Origin of the sequence: Comamonas sp. MYb396, from assembly GCF_037479555.1 — a bacterium.
Lineage (GTDB): Bacteria > Pseudomonadota > Gammaproteobacteria > Burkholderiales > Burkholderiaceae_C > Comamonas.
The window spans coordinates 207,686-233,467 of sequence record NZ_JBBGYU010000011.1; the positions used below are offsets into that span (position 1 = coordinate 207,686).

The 25,782-nt window shown below is 65.2% G+C and carries 25 protein-coding genes; 10 read left to right on the forward strand and 15 right to left on the reverse strand.

The features are described from left to right. The first annotated feature begins 33 nt into the window (after positions 1-33). From WH265_RS22225 to WH265_RS22240, 4 genes are all read left to right on the forward strand, one after another. A complete protein-coding gene (locus WH265_RS22225; RefSeq protein WP_339559681.1) occupies positions 34-405 on the forward strand; it encodes an endonuclease domain-containing protein in 372 nt (123 codons plus the stop codon). Between the two features lie 5 nt (positions 406-410). Then, a complete protein-coding gene (locus tag WH265_RS22230) occupies positions 411-1,610 on the forward strand; it encodes an acetyl-CoA C-acyltransferase (RefSeq protein WP_339536995.1) in 1,200 nt (399 codons plus the stop codon). Between the two features lie 164 nt (positions 1,611-1,774). Continuing rightward, a complete protein-coding gene (locus tag WH265_RS22235; RefSeq protein ID WP_339559682.1) occupies positions 1,775-2,617 on the forward strand; it encodes a thioesterase family protein in 843 nt (280 codons plus the stop codon). 87 nt (positions 2,618-2,704) lie between these two features. Beyond that, positions 2,705-3,487 (forward strand): enoyl-CoA hydratase, encoded by a 783-nt coding sequence (locus WH265_RS22240; RefSeq protein WP_021028946.1) that lies wholly within the window; start codon positions 2,705-2,707, stop codon positions 3,485-3,487. Here WH265_RS22240 and WH265_RS22245 read toward each other — a convergent pair. Genes WH265_RS22245 through WH265_RS22255 form a run of 3 tightly spaced genes read right to left on the reverse strand, consistent with a single transcriptional unit; the run spans position 3,474 to position 5,802 of the window. Next, the gene (locus WH265_RS22245; RefSeq protein ID WP_339559683.1) at positions 3,474-4,307 is read right to left on the reverse strand and encodes a ChbG/HpnK family deacetylase; all 834 of its coding nucleotides are present in this window, start codon (positions 4,305-4,307) and stop codon (positions 3,474-3,476) included. The two genes, WH265_RS22240 and WH265_RS22245, sit on opposite strands and share 14 nt — an antisense overlap. Before the next feature lie 5 nt (positions 4,308-4,312). After that, a complete protein-coding gene (locus WH265_RS22250; protein ID WP_373604942.1) occupies positions 4,313-4,738 on the reverse strand; it encodes a GtrA family protein in 426 nt (141 codons plus the stop codon). Beyond that, on the reverse strand, positions 4,735-5,802 hold the full coding sequence (locus tag WH265_RS22255) for a glycosyltransferase family 2 protein (protein WP_339559684.1): 1,068 nt from the start codon (positions 5,800-5,802) through the stop codon (positions 4,735-4,737). Before WH265_RS22255 ends, WH265_RS22250 begins: the two co-directional genes overlap by 4 nt. Positions 5,803-5,955: 153 nt before the next feature. On the opposite strand from WH265_RS22255, the gene WH265_RS22260 reads away from it, so the two are divergent. Next, the gene (locus WH265_RS22260; RefSeq protein ID WP_339537109.1) at positions 5,956-6,417 is read left to right on the forward strand and encodes a thioesterase family protein; all 462 of its coding nucleotides are present in this window, start codon (positions 5,956-5,958) and stop codon (positions 6,415-6,417) included. Between the two features lie 172 nt (positions 6,418-6,589). After that, positions 6,590-7,210, forward strand: coding sequence for a bactofilin family protein (locus WH265_RS22265; RefSeq protein WP_021028941.1), 621 nt, complete (start codon positions 6,590-6,592; stop codon positions 7,208-7,210). A 102-nt stretch (positions 7,211-7,312) separates the two neighbouring features. On the opposite strand, the gene WH265_RS22270 is transcribed toward WH265_RS22265, so the two are convergent. Then, positions 7,313-7,726, reverse strand: coding sequence for an acyl-CoA thioesterase (locus WH265_RS22270; protein ID WP_021028940.1), 414 nt, complete (start codon positions 7,724-7,726; stop codon positions 7,313-7,315). 41 nt (positions 7,727-7,767) lie between these two features. Between WH265_RS22270 and WH265_RS22275 the strand changes: the two genes are divergently transcribed. After that, complete coding sequence (locus WH265_RS22275) at positions 7,768-9,594, forward strand: ABCB family ABC transporter ATP-binding protein/permease (protein ID WP_339559685.1); 1,827 nt, start codon at positions 7,768-7,770, stop codon at positions 9,592-9,594. Positions 9,595-9,607: 13 nt separating this feature from the next. On the opposite strand, the gene WH265_RS22280 is transcribed toward WH265_RS22275, so the two are convergent. The 3 genes from WH265_RS22280 to exaC form a co-directional block, all read right to left on the reverse strand. Beyond that, positions 9,608-10,048, reverse strand: coding sequence for a polyhydroxyalkanoate granule-associated phasin (locus tag WH265_RS22280; RefSeq protein ID WP_021028938.1), 441 nt, complete (start codon positions 10,046-10,048; stop codon positions 9,608-9,610). 171 nt (positions 10,049-10,219) lie between these two features. Then, a complete protein-coding gene (locus WH265_RS22285; protein ID WP_339536990.1) occupies positions 10,220-10,621 on the reverse strand; it encodes a DUF779 domain-containing protein in 402 nt (133 codons plus the stop codon). A gap of 140 nt (positions 10,622-10,761) precedes the next feature. Then, a complete protein-coding gene (exaC, locus tag WH265_RS22290; protein WP_339559686.1) occupies positions 10,762-12,282 on the reverse strand; it encodes an acetaldehyde dehydrogenase ExaC in 1,521 nt (506 codons plus the stop codon). A gap of 296 nt (positions 12,283-12,578) precedes the next feature. Here exaC and WH265_RS22295 point away from each other — a divergent pair, with 296 nt between their 5' ends. After that, entirely contained in the window at positions 12,579-14,567 is a 1,989-nt protein-coding gene (locus WH265_RS22295) for a sigma-54-dependent Fis family transcriptional regulator (RefSeq protein WP_339559687.1), read from the forward strand. A 68-nt stretch (positions 14,568-14,635) separates the two neighbouring features. Continuing rightward, positions 14,636-15,481, forward strand: coding sequence for a creatininase family protein (locus WH265_RS22300; protein WP_339559688.1), 846 nt, complete (start codon positions 14,636-14,638; stop codon positions 15,479-15,481). 17 nt (positions 15,482-15,498) lie between these two features. On the opposite strand, the gene WH265_RS22305 is transcribed toward WH265_RS22300, so the two are convergent. The 7 genes from WH265_RS22305 to WH265_RS22335 form a co-directional block, all read right to left on the reverse strand. Further along, positions 15,499-16,467, reverse strand: coding sequence for a threonine dehydratase (locus WH265_RS22305; protein ID WP_339559689.1), 969 nt, complete (start codon positions 16,465-16,467; stop codon positions 15,499-15,501). A 32-nt stretch (positions 16,468-16,499) separates the two neighbouring features. Next, positions 16,500-17,192 (reverse strand): VOC family protein, encoded by a 693-nt coding sequence (locus WH265_RS22310; RefSeq protein ID WP_339559690.1) that lies wholly within the window; start codon positions 17,190-17,192, stop codon positions 16,500-16,502. Then, positions 17,189-18,127 carry a PhzF family phenazine biosynthesis protein gene (locus tag WH265_RS22315; RefSeq protein WP_339559691.1) on the reverse strand — a complete coding sequence of 313 codons (939 nt, stop codon included), beginning with the start codon at positions 18,125-18,127 and terminating at the stop codon, positions 17,189-17,191. The genes WH265_RS22310 and WH265_RS22315 overlap by 4 nt, the downstream gene beginning before the upstream one ends. Positions 18,128-18,149: 22 nt before the next feature. Then, positions 18,150-19,067 (reverse strand): PhzF family phenazine biosynthesis protein, encoded by a 918-nt coding sequence (locus WH265_RS22320; protein ID WP_339559692.1) that lies wholly within the window; start codon positions 19,065-19,067, stop codon positions 18,150-18,152. 42 nt (positions 19,068-19,109) lie between these two features. Continuing rightward, a complete protein-coding gene (locus tag WH265_RS22325) occupies positions 19,110-19,751 on the reverse strand; it encodes a glutathione S-transferase (protein ID WP_339559693.1) in 642 nt (213 codons plus the stop codon). A gap of 108 nt (positions 19,752-19,859) precedes the next feature. Then, a complete protein-coding gene (locus WH265_RS22330) occupies positions 19,860-21,047 on the reverse strand; it encodes an aminotransferase-like domain-containing protein (RefSeq protein ID WP_339559694.1) in 1,188 nt (395 codons plus the stop codon). A 259-nt stretch (positions 21,048-21,306) separates the two neighbouring features. Further along, positions 21,307-21,903 carry a LysE family translocator gene (locus WH265_RS22335; protein WP_021029023.1) on the reverse strand — a complete coding sequence of 199 codons (597 nt, stop codon included), beginning with the start codon at positions 21,901-21,903 and terminating at the stop codon, positions 21,307-21,309. A 236-nt stretch (positions 21,904-22,139) separates the two neighbouring features. Here WH265_RS22335 and WH265_RS22340 point away from each other — a divergent pair, with 236 nt between their 5' ends. Then, positions 22,140-23,606 carry an aminotransferase-like domain-containing protein gene (locus WH265_RS22340; RefSeq protein WP_339559695.1) on the forward strand — a complete coding sequence of 489 codons (1,467 nt, stop codon included), beginning with the start codon at positions 22,140-22,142 and terminating at the stop codon, positions 23,604-23,606. A 33-nt stretch (positions 23,607-23,639) separates the two neighbouring features. On the opposite strand, the gene WH265_RS22345 is transcribed toward WH265_RS22340, so the two are convergent. Next, positions 23,640-25,556: an ATP-binding cassette domain-containing protein gene (locus WH265_RS22345; protein WP_339559696.1), complete on the reverse strand. Its 1,917-nt coding sequence runs from the start codon at positions 25,554-25,556 to the stop codon at positions 23,640-23,642. Positions 25,557-25,782: the final 226 nt, after the last annotated feature.

The following is a 25,782-nucleotide window of genomic DNA, read 5'->3' on the forward strand; positions in this document are numbered from 1 at the left end:
CGGGAGAGGGCAGGGGTGAGGGCGGATGTCAGTGTGCAACAAGCCCGCGCCTTGCGCCAAGCCTCCACCACCGCAGAGCAACTGCTCTGGCGCCACCTGCGCAACCGCCAACTGGCGGGCGCCAAGTTCCGCAGACAGCATCCGCTGGGGCCCTACATCCTGGATTTTGTCTGTCTGGAACATGGCCTGGTGGTTGAGGTCGATGGTGGGCAGCACGCCCAGGCTCCGCAGGAATTGCATGATCAGCAGCGAACCGTCTGGTTGCAGCAGCAAGGCTTGCGCGTGCTGCGATTTTGGAACCACGACGTATTGCTACAAACCAACGAGGTGCTTGCACAGCTGCTGCAGGCCCTCACCCCGGCCCTCTCCCGCTTGCGGGAGAGGGAGGTGAATACCGAGGACTAGTCATCATGAGTAAACAAGTTCAAGACGCCTACATCGTTGCGGCGACGCGCACGCCGATTGGCAAGTCGCACAAAGGCTATCTGCGCAATATGCGCCCTGACGATCTGCTGGCCACGGTGATGAAGGCCGTGCTGGCGCAGGCGCCGGGGCTGGACCCGCAGGCGATTGAGGATGTGGTCTGCGGCTGCGCGATCCCCGAAGCCCAGCAGGGCCTGAATGTAGCACGCATCAGCGCGGTGCTGGCAGGGCTGCCGGTGGGGGTGGGCGGGGTAACGGTCAACCGCTTTTGCGCATCGGGCCTGACGGCCTTGCAGATGGCGGCTGACCGAATCCGCGTGGGTGAGGCCGATGTGATGATCGCTGCCGGTGTCGAGAGCATGAGCATGGTGCCGATGATGGGCAACTCGCCGTCGCTGTCGCCGTCCATCTTTGAGCGCGAAGGCGATGTCGGCATTGCCTACGGCATGGGCCTGACGGCCGAGAAAGTCGCGCAGCGCTGGAAGGTGAGCCGCGATGCCCAGGATGCCTTTGCACTGCAGTCGCACCAGCGCGCGCTGGCGGCGCAGCAGGCGGGCGATTTTGCCGCCGAGATCACGCCGATCACCGTGACCGACCGGGGCGTGGACATCGCCCGGGGCGAGGCGGTCAGCCGCTCGCGCACGGTGGAGCTCGATGAAGGCCCGCGCCCGGACACCTCGATCGAGGGCCTGGCCAAGCTGCGCACCGTGTTTGCGGCGCGCGGCTCGGTCACTGCCGGCAACAGCTCGCAGACCAGCGATGGTGCAGGTGCGCTGCTGGTGGTGAGCGAGGCGGCCCTCAAGCGCTTCAACCTGACGCCGCTGGCGCGCTTTGTCAGCTATGCCAGCAAGGGCGTGCCGCCCGAGATCATGGGCATTGGCCCGATTGAAGCGATCCCGGTGGCGCTGCGCCATGCGGGCCTGTCCTTGCAGGATATCGACTGGATCGAGCTGAACGAGGCCTTTGCCGCGCAGTCGCTGGCCGTCATGCAGCAGCTGGGTATGGACCCGGCCAAGGTCAACCCCATGGGCGGCGCGATTGCGCTGGGCCACCCGCTGGGCGCGACGGGCGCCATCCGCGCGGCCACCGTCGTGCATGCGCTGCAGCGCAACAAGCTCAAATACGGCATGGTGACCATGTGCGTGGGCATGGGGCAGGGCGCGGCGGGCATTCTGGAGCGCGTCTAAACCGGCGCTGGCCACGGCATCTGTCGCCCACTGGGCTGCAACAGATGCCGTTGGCTGCTAATGTAGGGTGGCAGAAAATGCAACTGCAAGACAGGTCTTGAAAGGCTTGGTACGGGCACATGGCGTTTTCAGCGGATTCGAAAATTTCTGCGAAAGATGTCCGAATGAGTGAACTCTCCACCCCCAACGAACGCCATGCCTTTGACCGTGCGATGGCGATGCAACCCAGCGGCCAGAACCAGTATGCGGCGCAGGCCAGCCAGGACTACTGGAACATGGTGGGTCCCTACGGCGGCATAACAGCAGCCCAAGTGGCCCAGGCCGTGCTGCAGCACCCGCAGCGCCTGGGGGACCTGGTGGCGATCACCGTGAACTACGCCGGCGCGGTGGGCGAGCGGCCTTATGTGATCGAGGCCATTCCGGCCCGCACCAACCGCAGCACCCAGCACTGGATCATCACCCTGCGCGAGCAGGATGCCGAGGGCCAGTGGTCCACCACGACCACCGCGACCGCGATGACCGCAGTGGCGCGCGATACCTGGTCGGATGACGAGTACGCGATGCCCGAGGTGCCGCCTTCCAGCACGGTGGAGCGCTACACCACCGATTTCCGCGTGGAATGGCTGAACCGCTACAACATCCGTCCGCTGCTGGGCGGCTATCCGACGGCGTGGGACGGCGCGAGCAGCCCGAGTCTGACTCGCATGTGGGTCAGTGACGAGCCCCCGCGCCCGCTCGATGTGCCGGCGCTCACCTCGCTGTGCGATGTCTTCTTTCCCCGCATCTGGCTGCGCCGTGCCAAGCGCGTGCCGGTGGGCACCGTGTCCTTGACGGTCTATGTGCATGCCAGTGCCGAGCAACTGGCCGCAGTCGGCAGCCAGCCAGTGCTGGCCCAGGCCCAGGGCCAGGGCTTTCGGGATGGTTTTTTTGACCAGACCGCGCAGATCTGGTCGCCCCAGGGCGTTTTGCTGGCCACCAGCCACCAGCTGGTCTACTACAAGGAATAAGGCGCGCCAAATCCGGTTAGCATGCCAGCGTCTTCGGTGTTCGCCGTGGCCTGGGCCCGGCACCGACCCCTTTTTTGAGAGACTGTTATGACGATCCAATCCTCCTGCGACGATATCCGGGTGCTGGCCGAAGCGGGCATCTGCACCATCACCTTCAACCGGGTGGCCAAGAAGAACTCGTTGACCGGTGCCATGTACCTGGCCCTGGCAGAGATCTTGCAGCAGGCCGCCAGCAGCGCCGAGGTGCGCGTGGTGCTGTTCCAGGGTGATGCCTCGGTGTTCACCGCCGGCAACGACCTGGGCGACTTCCTCCATGGCCCCAAGCCCGATGACAATGCGCCGCCGTTCCAGTTCCTGCAGGCGTTGGCGGCCTTCCCCAAGCCCATCGTCGCGGCCGTCTGCGGCCCGGCCGTGGGCATTGGTACGACGATGCTGCTGCACTGCGACCTGGTCTATGCCGGTGACAACGCGATGTTCTCGCTGCCCTTCGTCAACCTGGGCTTCTGCCCTGAAGGCGCATCCAGCCTGCTGCTGCCGCAGCTGATGGGCCACCAGCGCGCCTGCGAAGCCTTGCTGCTGGGCGACCCCTTCATGGCCGAGGCGGCACTGGAAGTGGGCCTGGTCAACCGCGTGGTGCCACCGACCGAATGCAACACCATTGCCCAGGCGCAAGCCGCCAAGCTGGCCGCCAAGCCGCTGGCCTCGCTGATGGCCAGCAAGCGCCTGCTCAAGAGCGGCCAGATGGCGGCCGTTCAGTCGCGCATCGCCGAAGAAGGCCGTGTGTTTGCCGATCTGCTGCAGCAGCCCGCTGCCAAAGAGGCGATGCAGGCCTTTATGGAAAAGCGCAAGCCCAACTTCAGCGGTCTGTGATCGCTGCTTGGGCGCCCTTGCCAGGGGCCAGCTTGCCAATGCGGCAGCCCTGCGCTGCCAGCAGCGCGCCAAACGCAGCCGAGCGCAGATAGGCCCATTCCACCGGCCGCTGCTGGCCAATGGCGTCGTCTGGCATCGACGTTTGCGCCGGGTGGCACATCAACAAGCTGCCGTCTTGGCATTCGGCCAGCCATTGCGCCATCAGGCCGCCATAGGCGTCTTGCGTCGGCGCATCAAAACCATAGACGCCCGCAAAGCCCCGGTTCGTCGCCCAGTGCTGGCGCTGCAGCTGGTGGCTGAGGCGCCAGCCGCCCAGAAGCGCAATCGTGGCCGATTTGGCCTGCCAGCGCAAAGCGCCTGCAGGGGCCGTGGAGCGGATCCAGATCTGCCGCGCCGCTGCGCCATAGCGCGCTTCAAGTTCAGCCAGCATCGCTTTGCGCACGCCGGGCAGCTGGTGCACATGCTGGTGGCCATCCACATAGACGGGCGGCATGCCCAACGCATCCTCAAAGGCATCGAGCTGGCGGCGCCAGGCATCGCGCAGCGCAGCGGCAGACAGCCGGGCGGTATAGGCATGGCTGAGAATGCGCGTGATGGGGGTATCGGGCGCTAGGCCATGGCCTTCGGTCAGGTTGAAATGCAGGCCCAGGTCCAGCTGGCCGCGCACAGCCGGCAAGGCGCGCGCCGCGGTGCGCCAGCCCGGCGCCGTGGTCATGCAGCTGGTGGCCGAGAGGCGGCCCAGCGCCGCCAGCTCCAGCACGGCGGCGTCGACAGCCGGGTGCAGCGCAAAATCGTCGGCGCAGAGGGTGATGTGTTTCATGGTGCTCAGTGCGGCGCAGCGTGGGCAAAGGCCCAGCATTTGGCCGCGGCAAAGGTGAATACCGCCACGACGACCAGCACCGCGACCAGGCTCCAGGCATAGTGCCAGTGCAGCTGGTGCAGTGCCAGGTAGTACAGCAGTTCATTGAGGGCGAAGGAGCTGCAGGCGACCAGAAAGAAGCGCGGCAGCGCCTGGGCATGCGGCGCCTTTTTATCGGCAAAGGTCAGCCAGGCGTGGCCGCTGTAGCTGACCACAAAGGCGACCAGAAAAGCCAGTACATTGGCCAGCAGCGGCGCCATGCCTGTGCTGCCCACCAAGAGCAGCACCACCAGCAAATGCGTGGCTGCTGCCGAGCCGCCCACGGCAATAAACTGCAGGCCCTGGGGCAGCCTGCGCAGGCGCTCGAGCGCAGCAGCGATCCGCAAGCTCAGGACTCCGGTGGCATCGGCGCGACCGGTGCTGGCGCGGTGGCGGATGCGGGCACATGCGGCGGGGCAGCGGGCTCGCTGCTCACGGGGCTGCGGTCGTCGTTGTTCGCCACGATGTACAAAGGCCGGCGCTTGACCTCGTCATAGATGCGGCCGATGTACTCGCCCAGCATGCCGATGGACATCAGCTGCACGCCGGAGAACAGCATCAGGCCGGCGGCCAAGGTCGGCCAGCCGTCGATGGGGTTGTCCAGCACGATGGTCTCGATGGTGATGTAGATGCCGTAGATGATGGCCATCACCGAGATGCAAAAGCCCACCAGGCTCCAGATGCGCAGCGGCAAGGTGGTGAACGAGGTCAGCCCCTGGAAGGCCAGCGCGAAGAGCCGGTGAAAATTGAAGCTGGACTGGCCGCTGCGCCGGCTGTCGGGCACAAAGGGCAGCGCCACGCTCTTGAAGCCGACCCAGGCGTACAGGCCCTTCATGAAACGGTTGCGCTCGGGCAGCTGGCGCAGCGCATCAACCACCTTGCGGTCCATGAGCCGGAAGTCACCCGCGTTCTCGGGGATATGCACGGCGTTGTCGCGGTTCATCAGGTAGTAGAACAGCCAGGTGCCCCAGCGCTTGGCCTTGGCCTCGCCGGCACGGTCGGCAATCACGCCGTAGACCATGTCATAGCCGCCCTGCCAGAGCTGCACCATCTCGGCAATCAGCGGCAGCGGGTGCTGAAAGTCCGCATCGATCAACAGCACCGCATTGCCGCGTGCATAGTCGAGCCCGGCCGTCATCGCCGCTTCCTTGCCAAAATTGCGCGCCAGCTGGATGTAGTGCAGCGGCAGCTGCTGGCCCAGGCGCTGGGCCACCTCGTCGGTCGCATCCTTGCTGCCATCGTTGACCAGCACGATCTCGCAATCGACGGACAGCGCACGCACCGTCTCGTACAAGGAGGGCAGAAAGGCTTCCAGGTTGCTGGCTTCGTTATAGGCGGGCACCACGCAGCTCAGGCGCAAGGGCGGCCGGGGCGCCGTGCGGGCGGTGGGCGGAGCGGGGGGCAGGGTGTCAGGCATAGATGGGCTGTATTTGCGCGCAGTCTAGCGCATGGCGCAGTGGCATCCCAGCAGAATCTGCGATTGCCGTGCCGGGCGCTTGACTGCATACTGCGGTGGATGAGCACCGCCACCTTGCCCACCCCGCACCTCGAAGCACCAGCCTATGTCTCTATGCAGGGCCTGGATAACGCCTATGTTGAAGGCCTGCGCGACATTTTTGAAGAGCGCATCGTCTTCAACAAGCTCCTGGGGCTCAAGCTCCAGAACGTGCAGGACGACGCGGTCTGGGCCAGCCTGGAGATGCGCAATGAACTGATCGGCCACTTTGGTCTGCAGCGCGTGCATGGCGGCGTTATCAGTGCCAGCTTGGATGCGCTGGGCGGCATCGCGGTGATGGCGGCCTCCGGCGCCAAGCATGTGGGTGAGCCGGTGATGCAGCGCCTGATGCGCTTTGCCAAGCTGGGCACCATTGATTTGCGGGTCGACTACCTGCGCCCTGGCACCCATGGCCCCTTTGGGCTGCAGGCCCGGGTGCTGCGCTTGGGCTCACGCGTGGCGACGACGCGGTCTGACTTTTGCGACAGCAGCGGCCAGGTGCTGGCCACGGCCACGGCGGCCTATATCGTGTCCTGATGCGGGCTGGCGGCACTGTTGCGATGTTGGGAAATGTGAGATTTGTCCGACCGATGAAAATATTGATAGGAAAGGCCGCCATAGTTGCCGCCTGTTACGACTAGTGTCAAATTTTGTGAACACCCTAGCTATAAATTGAATAGCATGTAGAAGCTTTTCACAAGGAGAACCGATGGCTGTACAAAACCCTTTTTTCGGCGGACGCCGTGACAATGACTCTTCCGCCTCCAAGTTCATGGGAGGCAATGCCTCCAGTACATCGGGCAGCACCTTGCCCAGCACCGCAGCGGGCTCTGCCAGCTCCGTGCTCGGCGGCAACCTGAGCGGCCACAAGGCCGATGAGCCCAGCAACCCTTCTCCTACCTCTTCCTATACCAGCACTGTGACCACTGATACCACCGCCGGCACCGGCAGCAAACTGACTGTTGGCCCCAATATCAAGCTCAAGGGCGTTGAGATCACCGATTGCGACACCTTGGTGGTGGAAGGCACGGTCGAGGCCACGATGGATTCGCGCGTGATCCAGATCACTGCAGAAGGCGCCTTCCGTGGCTCGGCGGAAATCGACATTGCCGAGATCCATGGTGAATTCGAAGGCAACCTGACCGTGCGCGACAAGCTGGTGATTTTTGGCAGCGGCCGTGTGCATGGCAAGATCCGCTACGGCAAGGTCATCATCGAAGAAGGCGGCCAACTGACCGGCGAGATCGAGTGCTCCAACAGCACGCGCAAGCCCGTGGCCGCCAGCACCACCGCTACCAAGACGGAAAAGCCGGCCGAAAGCCTGGCTTGATCGCTGAGGCCCCGGCCTCCCGCTTGTGAAAAAGCCGCTGCAGCGCAGGTTTGCGTTGCAGCGGCTTTGGTGTTTTTAGGCCGGTCGCTGGCCCGTGGCCGGTCAGACCGGCAGCGGAGGCACGGTGCGGGGGTGGCCTTCGTCGTCGATGGCGACATAGGTCAAGGTCGCCTCGGTCACCTTGAAGAACTGGCCTTGCTTGGACAGGCGCTCGGCAAACACCTCGACCTGGACCGTCATCGACGTCGTGCCCACGCGCACCAGCTTGGCGTAGAACGACAGGATATCGCCCACGCGCACGGGCTGCTTGAAGATGAATTCATTGACCGCCACGGTGACGGTGCGGCCGCGCGAGTGGCGTAGCGGCAGCACCGAGCCGCCCAGGTCCACCTGCGACATGACCCAGCCGCCAAAGATATCGCCGTTGGCATTGCAGTCGGCAGGCATGGGAACCACGCGCAAAACCAGCTCTTTGTCCTGGGGAAGCGCGTTGGATGCGGTGCGTGGGGTATTCATGGTCACAATGGAGGTCTATAACAAACCCACCATTGTCTCCGATGCGACGTTATGCCGAGGCGCCCGCCGCCACAAGCCCTACCCCTAGTGATGGAAAAAATCTGACCGCTGGCGACGGCCGTACCTTGAAGCGGCTGCTGCCCTATCTCTGGACCTACAAGTGGCGCGTGCTGGCTGCCCTGGTGCTGATGGTGGGGGCCAAGGTGGCCAATGTCGGGGTGCCGGTGCTGCTCAAGCATGTGGTCGATGCGCTCGATATCCGGCCCGGCCAGCCCCAGGCCTTGCTGGTGGTGCCGGTGGGCCTGCTGCTGGCCTATGGGGGCCTGCGGCTTTTGACGTCGGTATTTGGCGAGCTGCGCGAGCTGGTGTTCTCCAAGGCCACGCAGGGCGCCGCGCGCGCAATTGCGCTGCAGACCTTTGAGCACCTGCATGCGATGAGCCTGCGCTTTCACCTCGAGCGCCAGACCGGCGGCATGACGCGCGACATCGAGCGCGGCGTCAAAGGCGTCGAGTCGCTCATCTCGTACTCGCTCTACAGCATCGTACCCACCTTGATCGAGCTGGCGCTGGTGCTGGGCATCCTGGCCGTGCAGTTCGATATCTGGTTTGCCATCATCACCATCGTGGCGCTCACGGTCTACATCACGTTCACCGTCGTGGTCACCCAGTGGCGCACGCATTTTCGGCGTGAGGCCAACCTGATCGACTCCTCGGCGCACAGCAAGGCGATCGACTCGCTGCTGAACTACGAGACGGTGAAGTACTTCAACAACGAGGCCTTCGAAGCCCAGCGCTATGACGGCGATCTGGAAAAACTGCGCCGCTCGCGCCTCAAGAGCCAAAGCAGCCTGAGCCTGCTCAACAGCGGCCAGCAGCTGATCATTGCCGTGGCCTTGGTGGCGATGCTGTGGCGCGCCACCCAGGGAGTCGTCGATGGCAGGCTGAGCCTGGGCGATCTGGTGATGATCAATGCCTTCATGATCCAGCTGTACATTCCGCTCAATTTTCTGGGCACCTTGTACCGCGAGATCAAGCAAAGCCTGACCGACCTGGACCGCATGTTTGTGCTGATGGACCAGCAGCGCGAGGTGGCCGATGCGCCGACGGCCCAGCCGCTGGCGCTGCAGGCCGAGCCCGAGCTGCGTTTTGACGACGTGCATTTTGCCTACCACCCGGGCCGCCCCATTTTGCAGGGCCTGAGCTTTGTCGTGCCTGCGGGCAAGACAGTCGCCGTGGTGGGCCCTTCGGGCGCCGGCAAATCCACGCTCGCGCGGTTGATCTTTCGTTTTTACGATGTGCAGGCGGGCGCCATCCGCATTGCGGGCCAGGACATCCGCGGTCTGACGCAGGACAGCCTGCGCCGCGCCATCGGCATCGTGCCGCAGGACACCGTGCTGTTCAATGACACCGTCGCCTACAACATCGCCTATGGCCGGCCCGGCGCCTCGCAAGAGGAGGTCGTGCAGGCCGCGCAGGCCGCGCGTATCCACACGATGATCGCCGCCTCACCCGAAGGCTATGCCACCCGGGTGGGCGAGCGTGGGCTCAAACTGTCAGGCGGCGAAAAGCAGCGCGTGGCCATTGCCCGCACCTTGCTGAAGAACCCGCCGATCCTCATCTTTGACGAGGCCACCTCGGCGCTGGACTCGGCCAACGAGCGCGCCATTCAGCAGGAGCTGCAAAAGGCCGCGCAGGGCAAGACCACCTTGGTGATTGCCCACCGCCTGTCCACCGTGGTGGATGCGCATGAGATTTTGGTGATGGACGCCGGCCGCATTGTGGAGCGCGGCACCCATGCGCAGCTGCTGACGCTGGGCGCGCGCTATGCGAGCATGTGGGCCTTGCAGCGCAACCAGGCGCAGCAATAGGTGAGAAGCCGGTTTAGCGCTTGCTGCGCGAGAGCCGCTTGGCGTTGCTCACCGCCTTGGCGTGGACGGGCGTGATGCCGGCATTGAGCACATCGGTGACGGCCCGTACCTGCTGCGTGACCATGCGCGATGTGGCCTTGCCCACGCCAAAGGCCGCGAGCGGGTTGCTGCTGCTGGGGGTGAGCAGCCCGGGGGCCGTGTACAGGCTGGCGGCGGTCTGCCAGTAGGCCGTGCAGGCCTGGGTCCACATGCCGATCCAGGATTCGTAGAAGGCGGCGACCTTCTCGTTGCCCATGCGGTAGAACTCCTGCTGGTCGCGGGCCGAGGGCTGGGAGCCCGCGAGCATCATGCGGCCGACGCGCTGTGCGACCACCTGGGGAGCAGCCAAGCTTAGCTCCAGGCTTTTGGTGGCCAGATTCTGGACCTTGGCTTGGGTAGTGTGTTGGGCAGTCATGGCTTCCACTGTGGGGTTGGTAGAGTGGAAATTGTAGAGAGCTTGCAAGAATGCTGCATTGCAACAATTTCACCAGTCTGCATCCATGGTTATTAATTAAGCTATTGAATAAAAAAGAATATTTCTATTTTTGCACCATGGTTGTGCAGTAGGCGCAACGCTTGCCATGGCCTAGCACTGCGCATTGTTTGCAATGCCTTGTGCGTCCTGTTGCTGCAGTGCCGCCAACTCCTCGTCGCTGAAGACGCGCGAGCGCGTATGGAAGGCCTTGCCTTCGGGCCCTTCGAGCGAGAAGGTGCCGCCGCCGTGGGTGTCGATCACATCGATGATCAGCTGGGTGTGCTTCCAGTAGGCGTACTGGGAGGTGCTCATATAAAACGGGCAGCCCCCTATATCGCCCAGGTAGACATCGCCCTGGCCAATGGTCAGCTCGCCCAGCAGGTAACAGTTGGCTGCGCTGTTGTCGCAGCAGCCGCCCGATTGGTGAAACATCAGGCCAGGGCCATGCTTGTCTTTGAGCAAGGCAATCAGCGCTTGCGCGGCCGGCGTGGCCACCACTTTTTCCACAACCATGTTGCTGTCTCCGGTGATGGCAGGCAAGGCATGGGCCATGCCTGCCGGTAGGGGTGGATTTGCACAGACCGGTGTGCGTGGCCCCAGTCCAAAGCGCCATGGCGCCCTGGGCCGGGCACACCGCCCAGCACACCGTTCTATTAGAAGAAGCCCAGCTTGTTTTCGGAGTAGGACACCAACAGATTCTTGGTCTGCTGGTAGTGGTTGAGCATCATCTTGTGGTTCTCACGGCCGATGCCGGACTCTTTGTAGCCGCCAAAGGCAGCGTGGGCGGGGTAGTGGTGGTAGCAGTTGGTCCAGACGCGGCCGGCCTTGATCGCGCGGCCCATGCGGTAGGCCAGGTTGCCGTTGCGCGTCCACACACCTGCGCCCAGGCCGTACAAGGTGTCGTTGGCCAGCTCCAGCGCTTCTTCTTCGGTCTTGAAGGTGGTGACGGCCAGCACCGGGCCAAAGATCTCTTCCTGGAAGATGCGCATCTTGTTGTGGCCCTTGAACACCGTGGGCTGCACATAGTAGCCGCCGTCCAGATCGCCGCCGAGCTTGGCTTCGGCGCCGCCGATCAGCACCTCGGCGCCTTCCTGGCGGCCCAGGTCCAGGTAGCTGCTGATCTTGATCAGCTGCTCCTTGCTGGCCTGCGCACCCATCATGCTGTCGGTGTCCAGCGGGTTGCCGTGCTTGATGGCGGCAATGCGCTTGAGCACCTTTTCCATGAAGCGGTCATAGATGGACTCATGGATCAGCGCGCGGCTGGGGCAGGTGCAGACCTCGCCCTGGTTGAAGGCGAACAGCACCAGGCCTTCGATCGCCTTGTCGAGGAAGGAGTCGTCCTGGTCCATCACATCAGCAAAGAACACATTGGGCGACTTGCCGCCCAGCTCCAGTGTTGCGGGGATCAGGTTGTTGGCAGCAGCCTGGGCGATGACGCGGCCGGTGCTGGTCGAGCCGGTAAAGGCAATCTTGGCGATGCGCTTGCTGTTGGCCAGCGGCATGCCGGCCTCACGGCCATAGCCGTTGACCACGTTGAGCACGCCAGCGGGCAGCAGGTCTTCGATCAGCTCGATGAGGATCAGCAGGCTGATGGGGGTGGATTCTGCGGGCTTGAGCACCACGCAGTTGCCGGCGGCAATGGCGGGCGCCAGCTTCCAGGCAGCCATCAGGATGGGGAAGTTCCAGGGAATGATCTGGCCGACGACGCCCAGCGGCTCGTGGTAGTGGTAGGCCACCGTCGTGCTGTCGATCTCGCTGATGCCGCCTTCCTGCGCCCGCAGCGCGCCGGCAAAGTAGCGGAAGTGGTCGGCCGACAGCGGAATGTCGGCATTGAGCGTCTCGCGGATCGCCTTGCCGTTGTCCACGGTCTCGGCGTAGGCCAGCAGTTCGGTATTCGCGTCGATGCGGTCGGCAATCTGCAGCAGCACATTGGAGCGCTCGGTCGCCGACTTCTTGCCCCAGGCGTCGGCCGCGGCATGGGCGGCATCCAGTGCCAGCTCCACATCTTCGGCGGTCGAGCGTGCGGCCTGTGTGTAGACCTGGCCGTTGATCGGCGAGATCACATCAAAGTACTGGCCTTTGACGGGCGCCTTCCACTGGCCGCCAATGAAGTTGTTGTACTGCTTTTTGTAGCTGATCTTGGCGCCCGATTGGCCGGGAAATACGTATTGCATGGTGTGTCTCCTTGGAAATGGATATCGCAAGCTGATTCGTGCCGGCTGCAATGCCGCTGAGGGCACGAGTCACACCAGATATATCAAGATGCATGCCAGGCCTGATTGCGTGCCAAGTGGTTGATTTGTTTGAGCTTGCTGTGAAGCCCGGACAGCGGATGGAACAGCGCTGGACAAGGCAGGTGTTCCAATCTGGAACAGTCGGACAGCGGCATGGCTATTCGGGGCGACCCGGCGCGGCCGCTTTCCTATACTGTCCCCATGGGCCTGCGCAGACAGGCTTGCAAGGAGACAACATGGATCCCCAGATCACCTCCCAGGTGCTGCGCCAGGCACGGGTGCATTTGTTGGCACATGGTGAATGCCCGCCCGGGGCCGTGCAGGCGCGCATTGCCAGCTCCTGGCAGCGCAGCCTGCGCGCGGGGGTGCAGCCGGTCGGCCGGGTGTCTGGCGGTGACCCGCTCACCGGCTCCGAAATGCGCCAGGTGCTCACGCGCAGCGAAGACCTGCTCGCCATTGCCCGGCCAGTGATGGACTATGTGTTCGAGCAGATCCAGGACAGCCACAGCATGGTCATCCTGGCCAATGCCCAAAGCACCTTGCTGCACACCTTGGGTGACGCCCCTTTCCTGAACAAGGCCGAGCGCGTGGCGCTGCGCAGTGGCGCGATCTGGACCGAAGAGGCGCGCGGCACTAATGCGATTGGCACCGCGCTGGTCGAGGCCGCGCCACTGCGTGTGGAAGGTGCCGAGCACTTTCTGGAGGCCAACAGCTTTTTGAACTGCGCAGCCTCGCCCATCTTCAGCGCCCAGGGCCAGCTGCTGGGCGTGCTCGATATCTCTGGCGACCAGCGCCTGGCCCAGGCCCATACCTTGGGGCTGGCCACCACCGCTGCCCGCATGATCGAAAACCGCTGGCTGCTGGCACGCCACCAGCGCGATTGGCGCATGCATTTCCACACCCAGGCCGAAGGGGTGGGCACTGCCGGTGAAGGCATTCTGGCGCTCGCGCCCGATGGCTTGCTGCTGGGCGGCAACCGCACCGCCATGCAAAGCCTCAAGATTGCTGCCGCTGACTGGGGCCATCTGCACTGGGACGATATCAGCGCGATGCCGCTGCGCGACTGGCTGGCCCGGGGCCACACCCAGACCGAACGCCTGCACCTGGCGGCCCTGCACACCGGCCGCAGCGTGTTTGCGCGCCTGGTGCTGCCCCAGGCGGCACAGGCCACGCCGGTGGCCGCTGCACCGCCCGCGCTGCCAGGCGATCGCAGGGGCCGGGCGCCGCTCGTGGCCGTGCCCCAGCCATCAGCGCCTGATGCGCTGGCCCAGCTGGACACCGGCGACCCGAGCTGGCGCGCCGCCGCAGAGCGCGGCCGGCGCACCTGGGGCAAGGGCATTGCCTTGCTGGTGCAGGGCGAATCGGGCGTGGGCAAGGAGCTGTTTGCCCGCGCGCTGCACGACAGCAGCGCGCGCCATGCTGCGCCTTTTGTCGCCATCAACTGTGCGGCGATTCCAGAGCATTTGATCGAGGCCGAGCTGTTTGGCTATGAATCAGGTGCTTTTACCGGCGCCCGGCGCGATGGCCAGCTGGGCCGCTTGCGCGAGGCCCAGGGCGGCACGCTGTTTCTCGACGAAATTGGCGATATGCCGCTGGCGCTGCAAACCCGTTTGCTGCGCGTGCTGCAGGAGCGCAGCATCACCCCGCTGGGGGGCGGCAAGGCCCAGCAGCTCGATTTTGCGCTGGTCTGCGCCACCCACCACCAGCTGCGCGAAGCGGTGGCGCAGGGGCGCTTTCGGGCCGATCTGTTCTACCGCATCAACGGCCTGGCCTTGCAGTTGCCCGCGCTGCGCGAGCGCAGCGACCGCGAGGCCATCACCCGCCGTTTGCTGGAGCAGTTCAACCCCGGCCAAGCGGTGCGCTTGCACCCCGATCTGGCCTTTGCGATGGCGCACTACCCCTGGCCCGGCAATCTGCGCGAATACGCCAATGCGCTGCAGACCGCATCGGCGCTGTTGCTGCCCGGCGAGGACACCATTGGCTGGTCGCAGCTCTCCGATGACCTGGCGCAGGAGCTGCTGCGCTACCGCGAAGGCGCGCCGATGGCGGTGGCCGCTTTGGCCGCGCAAGCGCAGCGGCCCAGCCTGCCGGCCACCGATCTCAAAACCCTCTCGCACACCGCCATTGCGCAGATGCTGCAGCAGTGCCGGGGCAATGTGTCGCAGGCGGCCAAGCTGCTGGGCATCAGCCGGCAGACCTTGTACCGCCGGCTCAAGACGGCTTAGGTTGAGCTGCATGGCCTAAGATAGCTGCTGCGCCGGCACATGGTGTGCCGCCCTTTGTTGGAATGCCCATGCCCGCCTCTGAAAACCCTGCTGTCGCCACCTGGTCCTCGCGCTGGTGGGCGGATATCAGCACGCGCGAATTTGCCCAGGCGCAGACCAGCGGCCTGGCGGCCAGCACGGTGGCGGTGCTGCCCGTCGGTGCGGTGGAGCAGCATGGCCCGCATTTGCCGGTGTCCGTCGATGCCACTTTGCTGGAAGGTATTGTGGCGGCGGCCATGCCGCTGCTGCCGGCCGATGTGCCGGTGCTGGTGCTGCCCGCGCAGAACATTGGCCTGAGCACCGAGCACCTGAACTTTCCCGGCACCCTGAGCCTGCCGCCCAAGCTCATCATCGACCTGTGGACGGCGCTGGGCCAGGCGGTGGCGCGGGCGGGCATCCGCAAGCTGCTGATGTTCAACACCCATGGCGGGCAGGTCGCAGTGATGGATATCGTGGCGCGCGAGCTGCGCATCGCCCATGGCATGCTGGTCTACAGCAGCAGCTGGGGCGGCCTGCCGTTGCCGGCCGAGGTGACGGCTTTGTTCAGCGCCGAGGAGCACCGCTTTGGCATCCATGGCGGCGAGGTGGAAACCTCGATGATGCTGCACCTAGCACCCGCGCAGGTGGATATGGCGCAGGCGGGTTGCTTCCATTCCACGTCGCAGGACCGGGCGCGGCGCTTTGCGATTGTGGGCAATGGCAAGAGCGCCAAGATGGGCTGGGCGATGGAAGACTACAACCCCTGCGGCGCCGTTGGCAATGCCGCCGGCGCCACGGCAGACAAAGGCCGGGCGGTGGTCGAGGCAGCGGCCCAGCAACTGGCCTTGCTGCTGCAGGAGATCCACCAGCTGGCGTGGACGGTGCCACCGCGCTGATGGCTACCCGCTGAGGATCAACCCCGGAGCACCTGGCTGAACACGGCCGCATCCACATTGCCGCCGGTCAGTGCCAGGCCAATGGTCTGGCCGGCGATCAGCTCGCGCTCCTGCAGCGCGGCGGCCAGTGCAGCGGCACCGGCGCCTTCGGCCACATTGTGGGTGTCGGTGAACAAACAGCGCATGGCGTCGCGCACCTCGTCGTCGCTGACGGCCACCAGGTGGTCCAGGTGCTGGCGCAGCACGGGCAGGGCCATCGGGTCGGCGCGGCGCACGGCCATGCCATCGGCAATCTCGGTGCTGACCACCGCCTCGACCACTTCACCGGCAGCGATGGAGTCGCGGTAGGTGGTGGCGCCGGTGCTGATCACGCCGACAATGCGCACCGGGTGCTGCAGGGCCAGCTTGGCGGCCACCGCAGCGCAGGCGCCCGAACCCAGGCCAATGGGCACATAGACGGTCTGCAAATGCGGCACGGCGCGTAAAAACTCCCACCAGTAGGTGCTGACGCCACTGACCAGGTCCGGGTGGTAGCTGGGCACCATGTGGGCGCCGCTTTGCTCGGCCAGCGCCATCGCATGCTCGCGGGCGGATTGGAAGTCGTCGCCGTGCTCGATCAACTCCGCGCCTAGCGAGCGCATCGCCATGTTCTTCTCGACCGAATTGCCATGGGGCACGACGATGGTGCAGCGCACGCTATGGCTGCGCGCGGCCCAGGCAATGCTCTGGCCATGGTTGCCACGCGTGGCGCTGATCACCTGCGCGGGCAAGGTGCCGCGCGCTGCCATCTGCGCAAAGTAAGACAGACCGCCCCGGATCTTGAAGGCACCGACGGGCGTGTGGTTCTCGTGTTTGAGCCAGCACTCGACCCCCAGGCGTTCGCCCAGCAACTGCCAGCGGTACTGCGGCGTGGCCTGGAACTCACGGTAGACGATGCGGGAGGCGGCCTCGATCTCGGCGAGGCTGGGCAGGGAGATGGCTTGCATAGGTCAAAAAGAGGGGGGCGTTGAAGGGCGGGTCAGAGAGGGCTGCGCAGCTGCACCGGCCCCTTGGGCGTGTGCAAATGTGCGACCAGCGCTGGCGTGGCGGCATGGTCCACCTGCAAGGCGGGGTGGATGCCCAGGCCCAGGGCCTGTAGCGCGGTGTGCAGGGCTGGGGCATCGGGGTGCAGCAGCTGCAGCTGCTGCAGTGCAACGCCCTTGTCCGCCATGCTGGCTTCCGGATGCTGCTCCCCCCATTCAATCAAGGTGGGCAGCAGGCCTTGGAGCAGGCGCTGGCCATCGGGGCGCAGCCCAATCTGCCAGGCCAGCAGGCCCCGGGGTGTTTGCCGGCTGGCGGCCTGGGGCGTGCCAGCGGCATGGCCGAGCGCGCGCAAGGCCTCGGTGGCCTGGCCGATGCCGTTGACGCGCGCGACCCAGTGGGTCAGTTGCGGGCCCTGGCGGCGCACCTGGGCCTGCAGCGCGGCATCGTCCATGTCAAACCAGCGGCGGTGGCTGCTAGGCGGCTGGCCTTGCGGGTCGATCGCGATGATTTCCAGGTAGCTGGCGGCAAAGGCCGGGCTGCTGATGCGCAGCAGGCGGTTGTGGGTGCCCATGAAGGCATGCTGGCCGCCCGCATCGGGCGTCACGCCCAAGCTCGCCTCGCACCAGGCCAGGCCTTCGTCCAGGCTGGCCGCCATGACGACGAGGTGGTCCAGTCCGGCCTGGCTCACAGCAGCACCTCGCCGCGGATACCGGCGGACACATGCCCGCCCACCCAGACCTGGCCCGCCGCATCCTGCGCGATGTTGACGATGCCGCTGCGGTCCAGGTTGATGCCCTGGCTGGCGACATAGGGGGCCTGCAGATGGTCCTCGGCCAGCAGCCACTGGGCCAGGCTGGCATTGAGGCTGCCGGTGATCGGGTCTTCGCTGAGGCTGGTGCCGGTGTTGAACCAGACGCGCACCTCGATATCGGCCTCCGGTGGGCGGCTGGCCTGGCCTGTGGCGCCGTCAAAGGCTCGCGCCTCGCGGCTGGCGCGGCCGATCAGCGCCTTGCCCGCTTGCGGGTACAGCGCGGCCACGGCCAATTCCATGCCCAGGCCATGCAGCGCCGTCAGGTCGGGCTGGATCGCAAGCACGGTGTCGGGGTCATCCAGCAGCAGGGCCCAGAAAACGGGGCCGTTGTTGAGTTTTTGGCTGGCCAGCACCTGGTCTGCCTGCAGCCCGATGGCCTGCAGCACCGGGGCCAGCTCGGCAGCGCTGATGGCGCTGCGGCTGAGCGAGGGTGCGGCAAAGGCCAGCCGGCCATTGCGCGCGTCTTGCTGCAAGGGCACCAGGCCCTTGGCGCATTCCTGCACAATGCGGCCGGCCTGCTGCGGCTGGCCGCCGGCTGCCAGCCAGGCGTGGCAGCTGCCCAAGGTGGGGTGGCCGGCAAAAGGCAGCTCGCCGCCGGGGGTGAAGATGCGCACCCGGTAGTCCGCACCCTGGGCACGGCCCTGGGTTGTGGGCGGCAGCAAATAGGTGGTTTCGGACAGATTGGTCCAGCGGGCAAAGGCCTGCATGGCCTCGTCGCTCAGGCCCTCGCCATCGAGCACCACGGCCAGCGGGTTGCCACGGTAGGCGGTTTCGGAAAACACATCGACCTGCATAAAGGCACGTGTACGCATAAGAGCTTCCTTTCTTCGGTATTCAGAGAATGACTTGGCCGGTGACCACGCTGTGTACCCGCCCCTGCACCCAGATCTGGCCTTGCGCATCGGCGACCAGGCGCATGCGGCCTGCGCGGCCGATGGCCGTCCCTTGCTGCACGCAGTAGGGCAGAGCGATATGGCCGGCTGCGCTGAGCCACTGGGCCAGGCTGGCATTGAGGCTGCCGGTGGCCGGGTCTTCGGCGATGCCGTGGGCGGTCAAGGTGATGCCACGCACTTCCAGCACAGGTTCTGCCGCAATCGCGCCGCTGCTGGGTGTGTGGATGGCGCAGAGGCCGGCTTTGACGCCCAGCGCGCGCAGCGCGGCCGCGTTGGGCTGGGCGCGCGGCAGCACCGCCGTATCGCGCAGCAGCACACCCATCCAGCGCGATCCATTGTCCAGCCACTGCGTGGCGACTAGGTCACTGGCCTGCAGTGCCAGGGCGGCCAGCACCTGCGCCTGCACACCGGCAGGCACCTCGCTGCGCAGCAGTGGCGGCGCTGCAAAGGCCAGGCCCTCCAATCCGGCAGCAGCCGAGCGTTGGATACTGACCAGGCCTTTGGCACATTCCTGCACCACCCGCTGCGCCTGGCGTGGCCTGCCGCCGGCGTTGAGCCAGGCCTGGCAACTGCCCAGGGTCGGGTGGCCGGCAAAGGCCAGCTCGCCTGCCGGGGTGAAGATGCGCAAGCGGTAATCGGCGCCAGCGGCGGCCCCCTCGGCCGTGGGCGGCAGCACAAAGGTGGTTTCGGACAGATTGGTCCAGCGCGCAAAGTCCAGCATCGCCGCGTCGCTGAGGCCCTCGCCATCAAGCACCACGGCCAGCGCATTGCCCTGCAGGGCATGGTCGGCAAATACATCGAGCTGGGCAAAGCGGCGTGGCTGCATGGTGGTTGGGTCTTGCTGGGCAAAAAAGAGCATGGCGCGCCGTTGTGGCGCGCTGCGGGGCGGGTTGGGTGGCGCTTATTCGATCGTGATATCCAGCACGCCCCGGCTGGCCGGGCGGGCCAGCATCGCGGCAAACCAGCGCTCCACATGCGGGTAGTGGGGCCGCTGGTAGGCGGCGGCGGGCAGGTTCCACCAGCGGTGCACCTCGCAGGCGATGGGGATATCGGCCATGCCGAACTGCGCGCCTTGCAAGTAGGGGTGGCTGGCCAGATGGCGGTCCAGCAGTTGCAGCAAGGGCTCCATCGCGGCGATGGAGGCGGCAATCTTTTGCGCATCGCGCTGCGCGGGGGCGGTGCGGATCAGCTGGATAAAGGCATCGCGCCCGGCGGGGTTCATCGTCGTTTGCTGCCAGTCCATCCAGCGCTCGGCGTCAAAGCGCTGGGCCAGCGCTGCCGGGTAGAGCACGCCGGGTGAGTAGCGGGCGCAGAGGTAGCGCACGATCACATTGGACTCGAACAGGGTTAGCCGCATGGCGCCTTCGCCGTCTTCGATGGCCGGTACCATGGCATTGGGGTTGCGGGCCAGGTACTCCGGCGTCTGCGTGCCGCCGAACTTGCCGCCGGTGTCTATGCGCTCAAAGGCAACGCCCACTTCCTGCGCGGCCCAGACGACCTTGCGCACATTGATCGAGCTGATGCGGCCCCAGATTTTCAGCATGTCTCTTCCTTGGGATTGGCTTGCGACCCGCGCACAGGCGGGCTGCGTGGTGGTGTGGCCAGAGTGCCTGCCATGCGGACTGGCGCTCTGGCGATCAGGCCAGCTGGCTTATCGGGCTGCCAGCGTGGCACGCACGGTATCGGCCAGCGCCCGGATGGCGATATGGATCTGCTCTTCCGAGGCCGTCACATAGGACAGGCGCATCGTGCGGTTGTCGGGCTGGCTGGCATAGAAGGCGCTGCCGGGCACATAGGCCACATTGCGCTCGACGGCGGCGGGCAGCATGGCGACGGTGTCAATGCCTTCGGGCATGCGCAGCCAGAGGAACATGCCGCCCGTCGGCGTGGTCCACTGCACATCCAGGTCCGCGAAATGCTCAGCCAGCGCGGCCAGCATCGCATCGCGCTGCTTTTTGTAGAGCGCGCGGATGGTGGGCACATGCTGGTCCAGAAAGCCGCTTTGCACCACCTCGGCCACCATGCGCTGGTTGAAGGTGGGCGTGTGCAGATCGGCCGCCTGCTTGGCCTGCAGCAGCTTGGTGTAGACGGCCTTGGGCGCCACCACATAGCCCAGGCGCAGGCCGGGTGCCAGCACCTTGGAGAAGGAGCCCAGGTACACGCCGCCCTCGGGGTTGCGGGCGGTCAGCGGGGCAGGGGGCGCCTGGTCGTACCAGAGGTCGCCGTAGGGGTTGTCTTCCAGAAACGGAATACCCAAGGTGGCCAGGCGGTCCACCACGGCCTGGCGGCGGGCGTCGTCCATGCTGCGGCCGGTCGGGTTCTGGAAGTTGGGCAGCAGGTAGACCATGCGCGCCTTGTACGCGCCTTCTCCGGCCTTGCGCACCAGATCGTCGGGGATCACGCCCTGGTCATCGCTGTCCACGCCCACCACCTGGGGTTGCTGGGGGGAAAAGGCCTGCAGGGCGCCCAGATAGGTGGGGGTCTCCACCAGCAGGCGGCTGCCCTCGTCGAGCAGGATCTTGCCCATCAAATCCAGGCCCTGCTGGGAGCCGGTGGTGATCAGCACCTGGTCGGGGCTGACGTCCCAGGGCAGCTGTTTGGCCACAAACTCGCGCAACGGCGCATAGCCTTCGCTGGCGGCGTATTGCAGCGCGGAGGCGCCGTCTTGCAGCAGCACCTTGTCCGCCGCTTCCTTGAAGGCCGCGATCGGGAAGGTCTTGGGGGAGGGCAAGCCACCGGCCAGGCTGATGATGCCGGGCTTCTCGGTCACTTTCAGGATCTCGCGGATCACCGAGGGGTTCATGCTGGCGGCGCGTTTGGCCAGGGTCCAGTTCGTCATCATTTCCTCATCTCATTGCAGGTGGCCGGGGCGACAGCGCCCTGGCCGGGGTGGATGCAGCGCAGCGCCACCGTAGGTTGGGGTATTGGCAGGGGCCGGGCGTCTGGGATGGCACACGGCGGGCGGCCTCTGCCGGCAGGCTTTTGGCCTGCATGATTCTTTGCGGGGCAGGCCTTATCTCGGGCCTGCCAGAGGGGCTTTGATTGTCTGATGGGTAGAGGGCTTGCGGGCATCGGCACAGACTTTGTTACCTGCAGGCTCAGGCCTTGACCATCCATGCCGCCGTCAGCACCAGGATCAGCGCCATGGCCCGGTTGAACCAGAGCAGACGCTGGCCCTGGGCCAGCCAGCTGCGCAGCAGCGCACCGACCGAGGCATAGAGAAAGTTGCTGGCAAAGGCGTAAAACAGCATCACCGGCAGCACGATGGCCAGGCGCATCAGCGCATCCTGAAAGCCGACAATCCAGCCCGCAACAATGGCCAGCGCCAACAGCCAGGCCTTGACGTTGACGAACTGCAAGCCCACGGCCTGCCAAAAACCGAGCAGATGGCCGTTTTGGGCCTCAGCCAACCGGCCGCTGCGGCTGAGCTTGTAGGCCAGCCAGACCAGGTACACAATGCCGACCGCCTTGATAGCACCTTTGAGGGCGGGCGCTGCCATCACCAGCGCGCCCACGCCGCTGGCGCAAAGCAGCAGCAGGGCGCCCCAGCCAAGGGGCACGCCCCAGACAAAGCGCATCGCGGGTTTGAGCCCCCAGTTGGCGCCCATGGCTGCGGCCATCGTGGTGTTGGGCCCGGGGGTAAAGCTCATGGCCGTGGCCAGTACCAGAAATGCGCTGAACTCTACGGCGGTCATGGTCGTTGTCATGGTGATCGTATCTACGGCCCTTGGGGGATCCCATCATGCCCTGCCGCTGCGGCATTCCGGTGGCGCGAAGGCGCGGGCCGGTTGCGGCGGGGACAGTCTGGTCCTCTGGGCCAGGCTGGCCAAAAAATAATGTAGCGTTGATAGCAATACAGTTACAGTACAGACAGAAAATCAATACCATGAACTGTATTGGTGCCAAAACCAGTACATCTCTGTCTTTTGCCATGCTGACCCGCGATACCACCCATACCCTGACCGAGCAACTGGCGGCGCGCTTTGCCGAACGCATCCGCTCGCGCCTGTTACCGGCCGGCGCGCGCCTGCCGTCGGTGCGGGCCTGCGCTGCCCAGCAAAGCGTGAGCCCCTATACCGTGGTGGCGGCCTATGACTTGCTGCAGGCCCAGGGCTTGGTGGAGGCGCGCCGCCAGCGCGGCTTTTATGTGCGTGACTATGTGGCCAAGGCCGTGCTCACCGCGCAGCCCGCCGCGCCTGCGGCCAAGGACAAGACCTTGAAGGATGCGGTATCGCTGTCGCTGCCGGCCGCCTCTGCCCGCATCAATGCGACCTCGCTGATCCGGGGCATGATGCACAAGGCCACGCACCCGCAGCCGGGGGCCGGCATGTTCCCGCCCGAATGGCTGCAGAACCAGTTTTTGCAATCGGCGCTGCGCAAGGTCGTGGGCTCGGACGCACTGCATGCCATGCACTGGAGCTACGGCGCGCCGATGGGCGATGAGCTGCTGCGCGCGCTGCTGGCCGATCGGCTCAAGGAGCTGGGCTTGCCGGTGGGGGTGGAGCAGGTGATGACCACGATGGGCGCCACCCAGGGGCTGGATATTGTCAGCCGCACCTTGCTGAAGGCGGGCGATGCGGTGATGGTGGAGGAGCCTGGTTGGTCGGTGGAGTTTGCCCGGCTGGCGGCGCTGGGCATGCAGGTGCTGCCGGTGCCGCGCGGGCCCGATGGCCCGGATCTGGCCGTCATGCGCTATTACTGCGAAACCCATGCGCCCAAGCTCTATGTCAGCGTCAGCGTGCTGCACAACCCCACCAGCTACAGCCTGCATCCGGCAGCCGCCCACCAGGTGCTGCAGCTGGCGCAGGCCTTCAATTTCTATATCGTCGAGGACGACACCTACAGCCATATTGCGCCCGAACATGCCACGCGGCTCAGCGTGCTCGATGGCCTCAAACGCAGCATCTATGTAAGCGGCTTTGCCAAGATCCTGGCGCCCAACTGGCGCGTGGGCTATATGGTGGCGCCGCCCGATCTGGTGGACCGCATGCTGGACACCAAGCTGCTGTCGACCTTGACCAGCCCGGCGCTGATGGAGCGCGCGATGGCGCTGTGCATGGAAAACGGCCAGCTGCGCCGCCATATCGAGCGCATGCGCAGCCATCTGGTGCAGGCGCGCAAGCACAGCGTGCCGCTGGCGCTGGAGTCTGGTTGCCGCTTTGTTACCGAGCCCGCAGGCATGTTCGGCTGGGTGGATACCGGCATGGATACCGAGGTGCTGGCCCAGCGCATGCTCGATGAAAACTACCTGATTGCGCCGGGCAGCCTCTTTCATGCGAGCCGCCAGCCGTCCACCCTGATGCGCATCAACTATGCCTGTACGCAGGACCCGAGCTTCTGGCGTGTCTACCAGCGGGTGCGTGCCGAGTTTGCGCAGGCCGAACCCATGCCGCGCTGAGCCGCTGAGGGAGCAGCGCAGCGCGGCGCCGGATCAGCTGGCCAGCTCTTCCCAGCGCATCAAGGCTTCGAGCAGCTGCTCTTCGAGGGCCGCATCGCGCTGCTGCAACTGCATCGCCTGGCCGTAGTCCTTGGTGTAGAGGCTGCCATCGGCCAGCTTGGCCTGGATGTCCTTTTGCTCGGCTTCCAGCTCGGCAATGCGGGCCGGCAAGGTATCCAGGTCGCGCTGGTCCTTGTAGCTCAACTTGCGCTTGGGCTGTGCGCTGGGTGCGGCTGCCGCAGCGGGCGCTGGCGCGGGGGCGGCTGCAGCGGCCTTGGTCTCTTTGGCCTGCTTGCTGGCTTGCACAGCATCGCGCTGCTCGGCAATCTCACGCGAGCGGCGCGACTGGATCAGCCAGTCCTGCACCGAGCCTTCGTACTCGCGCCAATGGCCATCGCCTTCGGCGGCGATGATGCTGGTGACGACATTGTCCAAAAAGGTCCGGTCATGGCTGACGAGGAAGACGGTGCCGTCGTACTGCTGCAGCAGGTCTTCCAGCAGGTCCAGGGTGTCGATGTCCAGGTCGTTGGTGGGTTCATCGAGCACCAGTACATTGGCGGGGCGGGCAAACAAGCGGGCCAGCAGCAAGCGGTTGCGCTCACCACCCGACAGGGAACGCACTGGCGAGTGCGCGCGTGCGGGCGAGAACAGGAAATCGCTCAGGTAGCTTTTCACATGCTTGCGCTGGTTGCCAATCTCGATCCATTCGCTGCCCGGGCTGATGAAGTCCTCCAGGGTCGCATCCAGATTGATGGCATCGCGCATCTGGTCAAAATAGGCCACCTGCAGATTGGCGCCCTGGCGGATCGTGCCGCTGTCTGCGGCCAGCTCGCCCAGAATCATCTTCAGCAAGGTGGTTTTGCCCGCACCATTGGGGCCGAGCAGACCGATCTTGTCGCCGCGCAGCACCGTGGTGCTGAAGTTGCGCACAATGGTCCGGTCGCCAAAACGCTTGCTGACATCGGTCAGCTCGGCAACGATCTTGCCCTGGTAGGCACTGCCCGTGCCCGAGGCAATGTCCATCTTCACACTGCCCTGGGCGGTGCGGCGTGCGGCATGTTCGTTGCGCATCACCTTGAGCCGCTCGATCCGGCTCTGGCTGCGCGTGCGGCGGGCTTCGACGCCCTTGCGGATCCAGATCTCTTCCTGGGCCAGCAGTTTATCGGCCTTGGCATTGATCACCGACTCTTGCGCCAACTGCTCCTGCTTTTGCACGACGTACTGCGCAAAGTTGCCGGGGTAGCTGCGCAGCTGGCCACGGTCCAGCTCCACAATGCGGGTCGCGACCGCATCCAGAAAGGAGCGATCGTGGGTAATAGTAATGATGCTGCCCTTGAACTCCTTGAGCAGGTCTTCCAGCCAGGCGATGGAGTCCAGATCCAGGTGGTTGGTCGGCTCATCAAGAAACAGCACATCGGGGCGCAGCACCAGCGCCTGGGCCAGGGCCACGCGCTTTTTCACACCGCCTGAGAGGTTGCCGACGACCGCTTGTGGGTCCAGGTGCAGGCGCTGCAGGGTTTCTTCCACGCGCTGCTCCCAGTTCCAGGCATCAAAGGCCTCGATCTGGGACTGCAGTGCATCCAGGTCCTCGCCGTCTTCGGCGGCAAAGTAGCGGTCACGGATGGCGGTCACTTCCGCCAGGCCGTCAGAGGCCGCTTCAAAGACCGTGTGCTCCAGGTTCAGGTTGGGTTCCTGGGCCACATAGGCGATGCGCAAGCCGTTCTGCAATTGCAGATTGCCGTCATCGGCCTTCTCCATGCCCGCCAGAATCTTCAGCAGCGAGGACTTGCCTGCGCCATTGCGGCCAATGAGGCCAACCCGCTCCTGGGACTCCAGGGCGAAGTCTGCGTGGTCCAGTAAGGCAACGTGGCCAAAGGCCAGTTGCGCGTCTAATAAGGTAATCAATGCCATGTTGGCGCCATTATCGGGTGCGCGCCAACGGCGGCCCGGTTGCAGGGGGATCGGCGCTGGCAGGCGCTGAGTCTGCTGCTGCCATGGTCTTGCATCGTCATCGGTAGGTCATGCAGATGCTGTCCAATCAGAAATTTTCGCCAACTGCGTGACGCCTCGGGAAAACGCCTATACAATAGCGTCTATCGACAGCACGATGCCTTGCAAAGCTGCCAGACTCGAAAGA

What these genes read in the sequence shown, in the direction of transcription:
- WH265_RS22245 (WP_339559683.1), bottom strand. Translation starts at nt 4,307, where the DNA reads ATGAAACACATCACCCTCTGCGCCGACGATTTTGCGCTGCACCCGGCT.
- WH265_RS22320 (WP_339559692.1), bottom strand. Translation starts at nt 19,067, where the DNA reads ATGCTCTTTTTTGCCCAGCAAGACCCAACCACCATGCAGCCACGCCGC.
- WH265_RS22235 (WP_339559682.1), top strand. Translation starts at nt 1,775, where the DNA reads ATGAGTGAACTCTCCACCCCCAACGAACGCCATGCCTTTGACCGTGCG.
- exaC (WP_339559686.1), bottom strand. Translation starts at nt 12,282, where the DNA reads ATGCAATACGTATTTCCCGGCCAATCGGGCGCCAAGATCAGCTACAAA.
- WH265_RS22255 (WP_339559684.1), bottom strand. Translation starts at nt 5,802, where the DNA reads ATGCCTGACACCCTGCCCCCCGCTCCGCCCACCGCCCGCACGGCGCCC.
- WH265_RS22280 (WP_021028938.1), bottom strand. Translation starts at nt 10,048, where the DNA reads ATGACTGCCCAACACACTACCCAAGCCAAGGTCCAGAATCTGGCCACC.
- WH265_RS22315 (WP_339559691.1), bottom strand. Translation starts at nt 18,127, where the DNA reads ATGCGTACACGTGCCTTTATGCAGGTCGATGTGTTTTCCGAAACCGCC.
- WH265_RS22260 (WP_339537109.1), top strand. Translation starts at nt 5,956, where the DNA reads ATGCAGGGCCTGGATAACGCCTATGTTGAAGGCCTGCGCGACATTTTT.
- WH265_RS22330 (WP_339559694.1), bottom strand. Translation starts at nt 21,047, where the DNA reads ATGACGAACTGGACCCTGGCCAAACGCGCCGCCAGCATGAACCCCTCG.
- WH265_RS22345 (WP_339559696.1), bottom strand. Translation starts at nt 25,556, where the DNA reads ATGGCATTGATTACCTTATTAGACGCGCAACTGGCCTTTGGCCACGTT.
- WH265_RS22305 (WP_339559689.1), bottom strand. Translation starts at nt 16,467, where the DNA reads ATGCAAGCCATCTCCCTGCCCAGCCTCGCCGAGATCGAGGCCGCCTCC.
- WH265_RS22295 (WP_339559687.1), top strand. Translation starts at nt 12,579, where the DNA reads ATGGATCCCCAGATCACCTCCCAGGTGCTGCGCCAGGCACGGGTGCAT.
- WH265_RS22325 (WP_339559693.1), bottom strand. Translation starts at nt 19,751, where the DNA reads ATGCTGAAAATCTGGGGCCGCATCAGCTCGATCAATGTGCGCAAGGTC.
- WH265_RS22335 (WP_021029023.1), bottom strand. Translation starts at nt 21,903, where the DNA reads ATGACCGCCGTAGAGTTCAGCGCATTTCTGGTACTGGCCACGGCCATG.
- WH265_RS22275 (WP_339559685.1), top strand. Translation starts at nt 7,768, where the DNA reads ATGCGACGTTATGCCGAGGCGCCCGCCGCCACAAGCCCTACCCCTAGT.
- WH265_RS22230 (WP_339536995.1), top strand. Translation starts at nt 411, where the DNA reads ATGAGTAAACAAGTTCAAGACGCCTACATCGTTGCGGCGACGCGCACG.
- WH265_RS22265 (WP_021028941.1), top strand. Translation starts at nt 6,590, where the DNA reads ATGGCTGTACAAAACCCTTTTTTCGGCGGACGCCGTGACAATGACTCT.
- WH265_RS22240 (WP_021028946.1), top strand. Translation starts at nt 2,705, where the DNA reads ATGACGATCCAATCCTCCTGCGACGATATCCGGGTGCTGGCCGAAGCG.
- WH265_RS22270 (WP_021028940.1), bottom strand. Translation starts at nt 7,726, where the DNA reads ATGAATACCCCACGCACCGCATCCAACGCGCTTCCCCAGGACAAAGAG.
- WH265_RS22340 (WP_339559695.1), top strand. Translation starts at nt 22,140, where the DNA reads ATGCTGACCCGCGATACCACCCATACCCTGACCGAGCAACTGGCGGCG.
- WH265_RS22300 (WP_339559688.1), top strand. Translation starts at nt 14,636, where the DNA reads ATGCCCGCCTCTGAAAACCCTGCTGTCGCCACCTGGTCCTCGCGCTGG.
- WH265_RS22285 (WP_339536990.1), bottom strand. Translation starts at nt 10,621, where the DNA reads ATGGTTGTGGAAAAAGTGGTGGCCACGCCGGCCGCGCAAGCGCTGATT.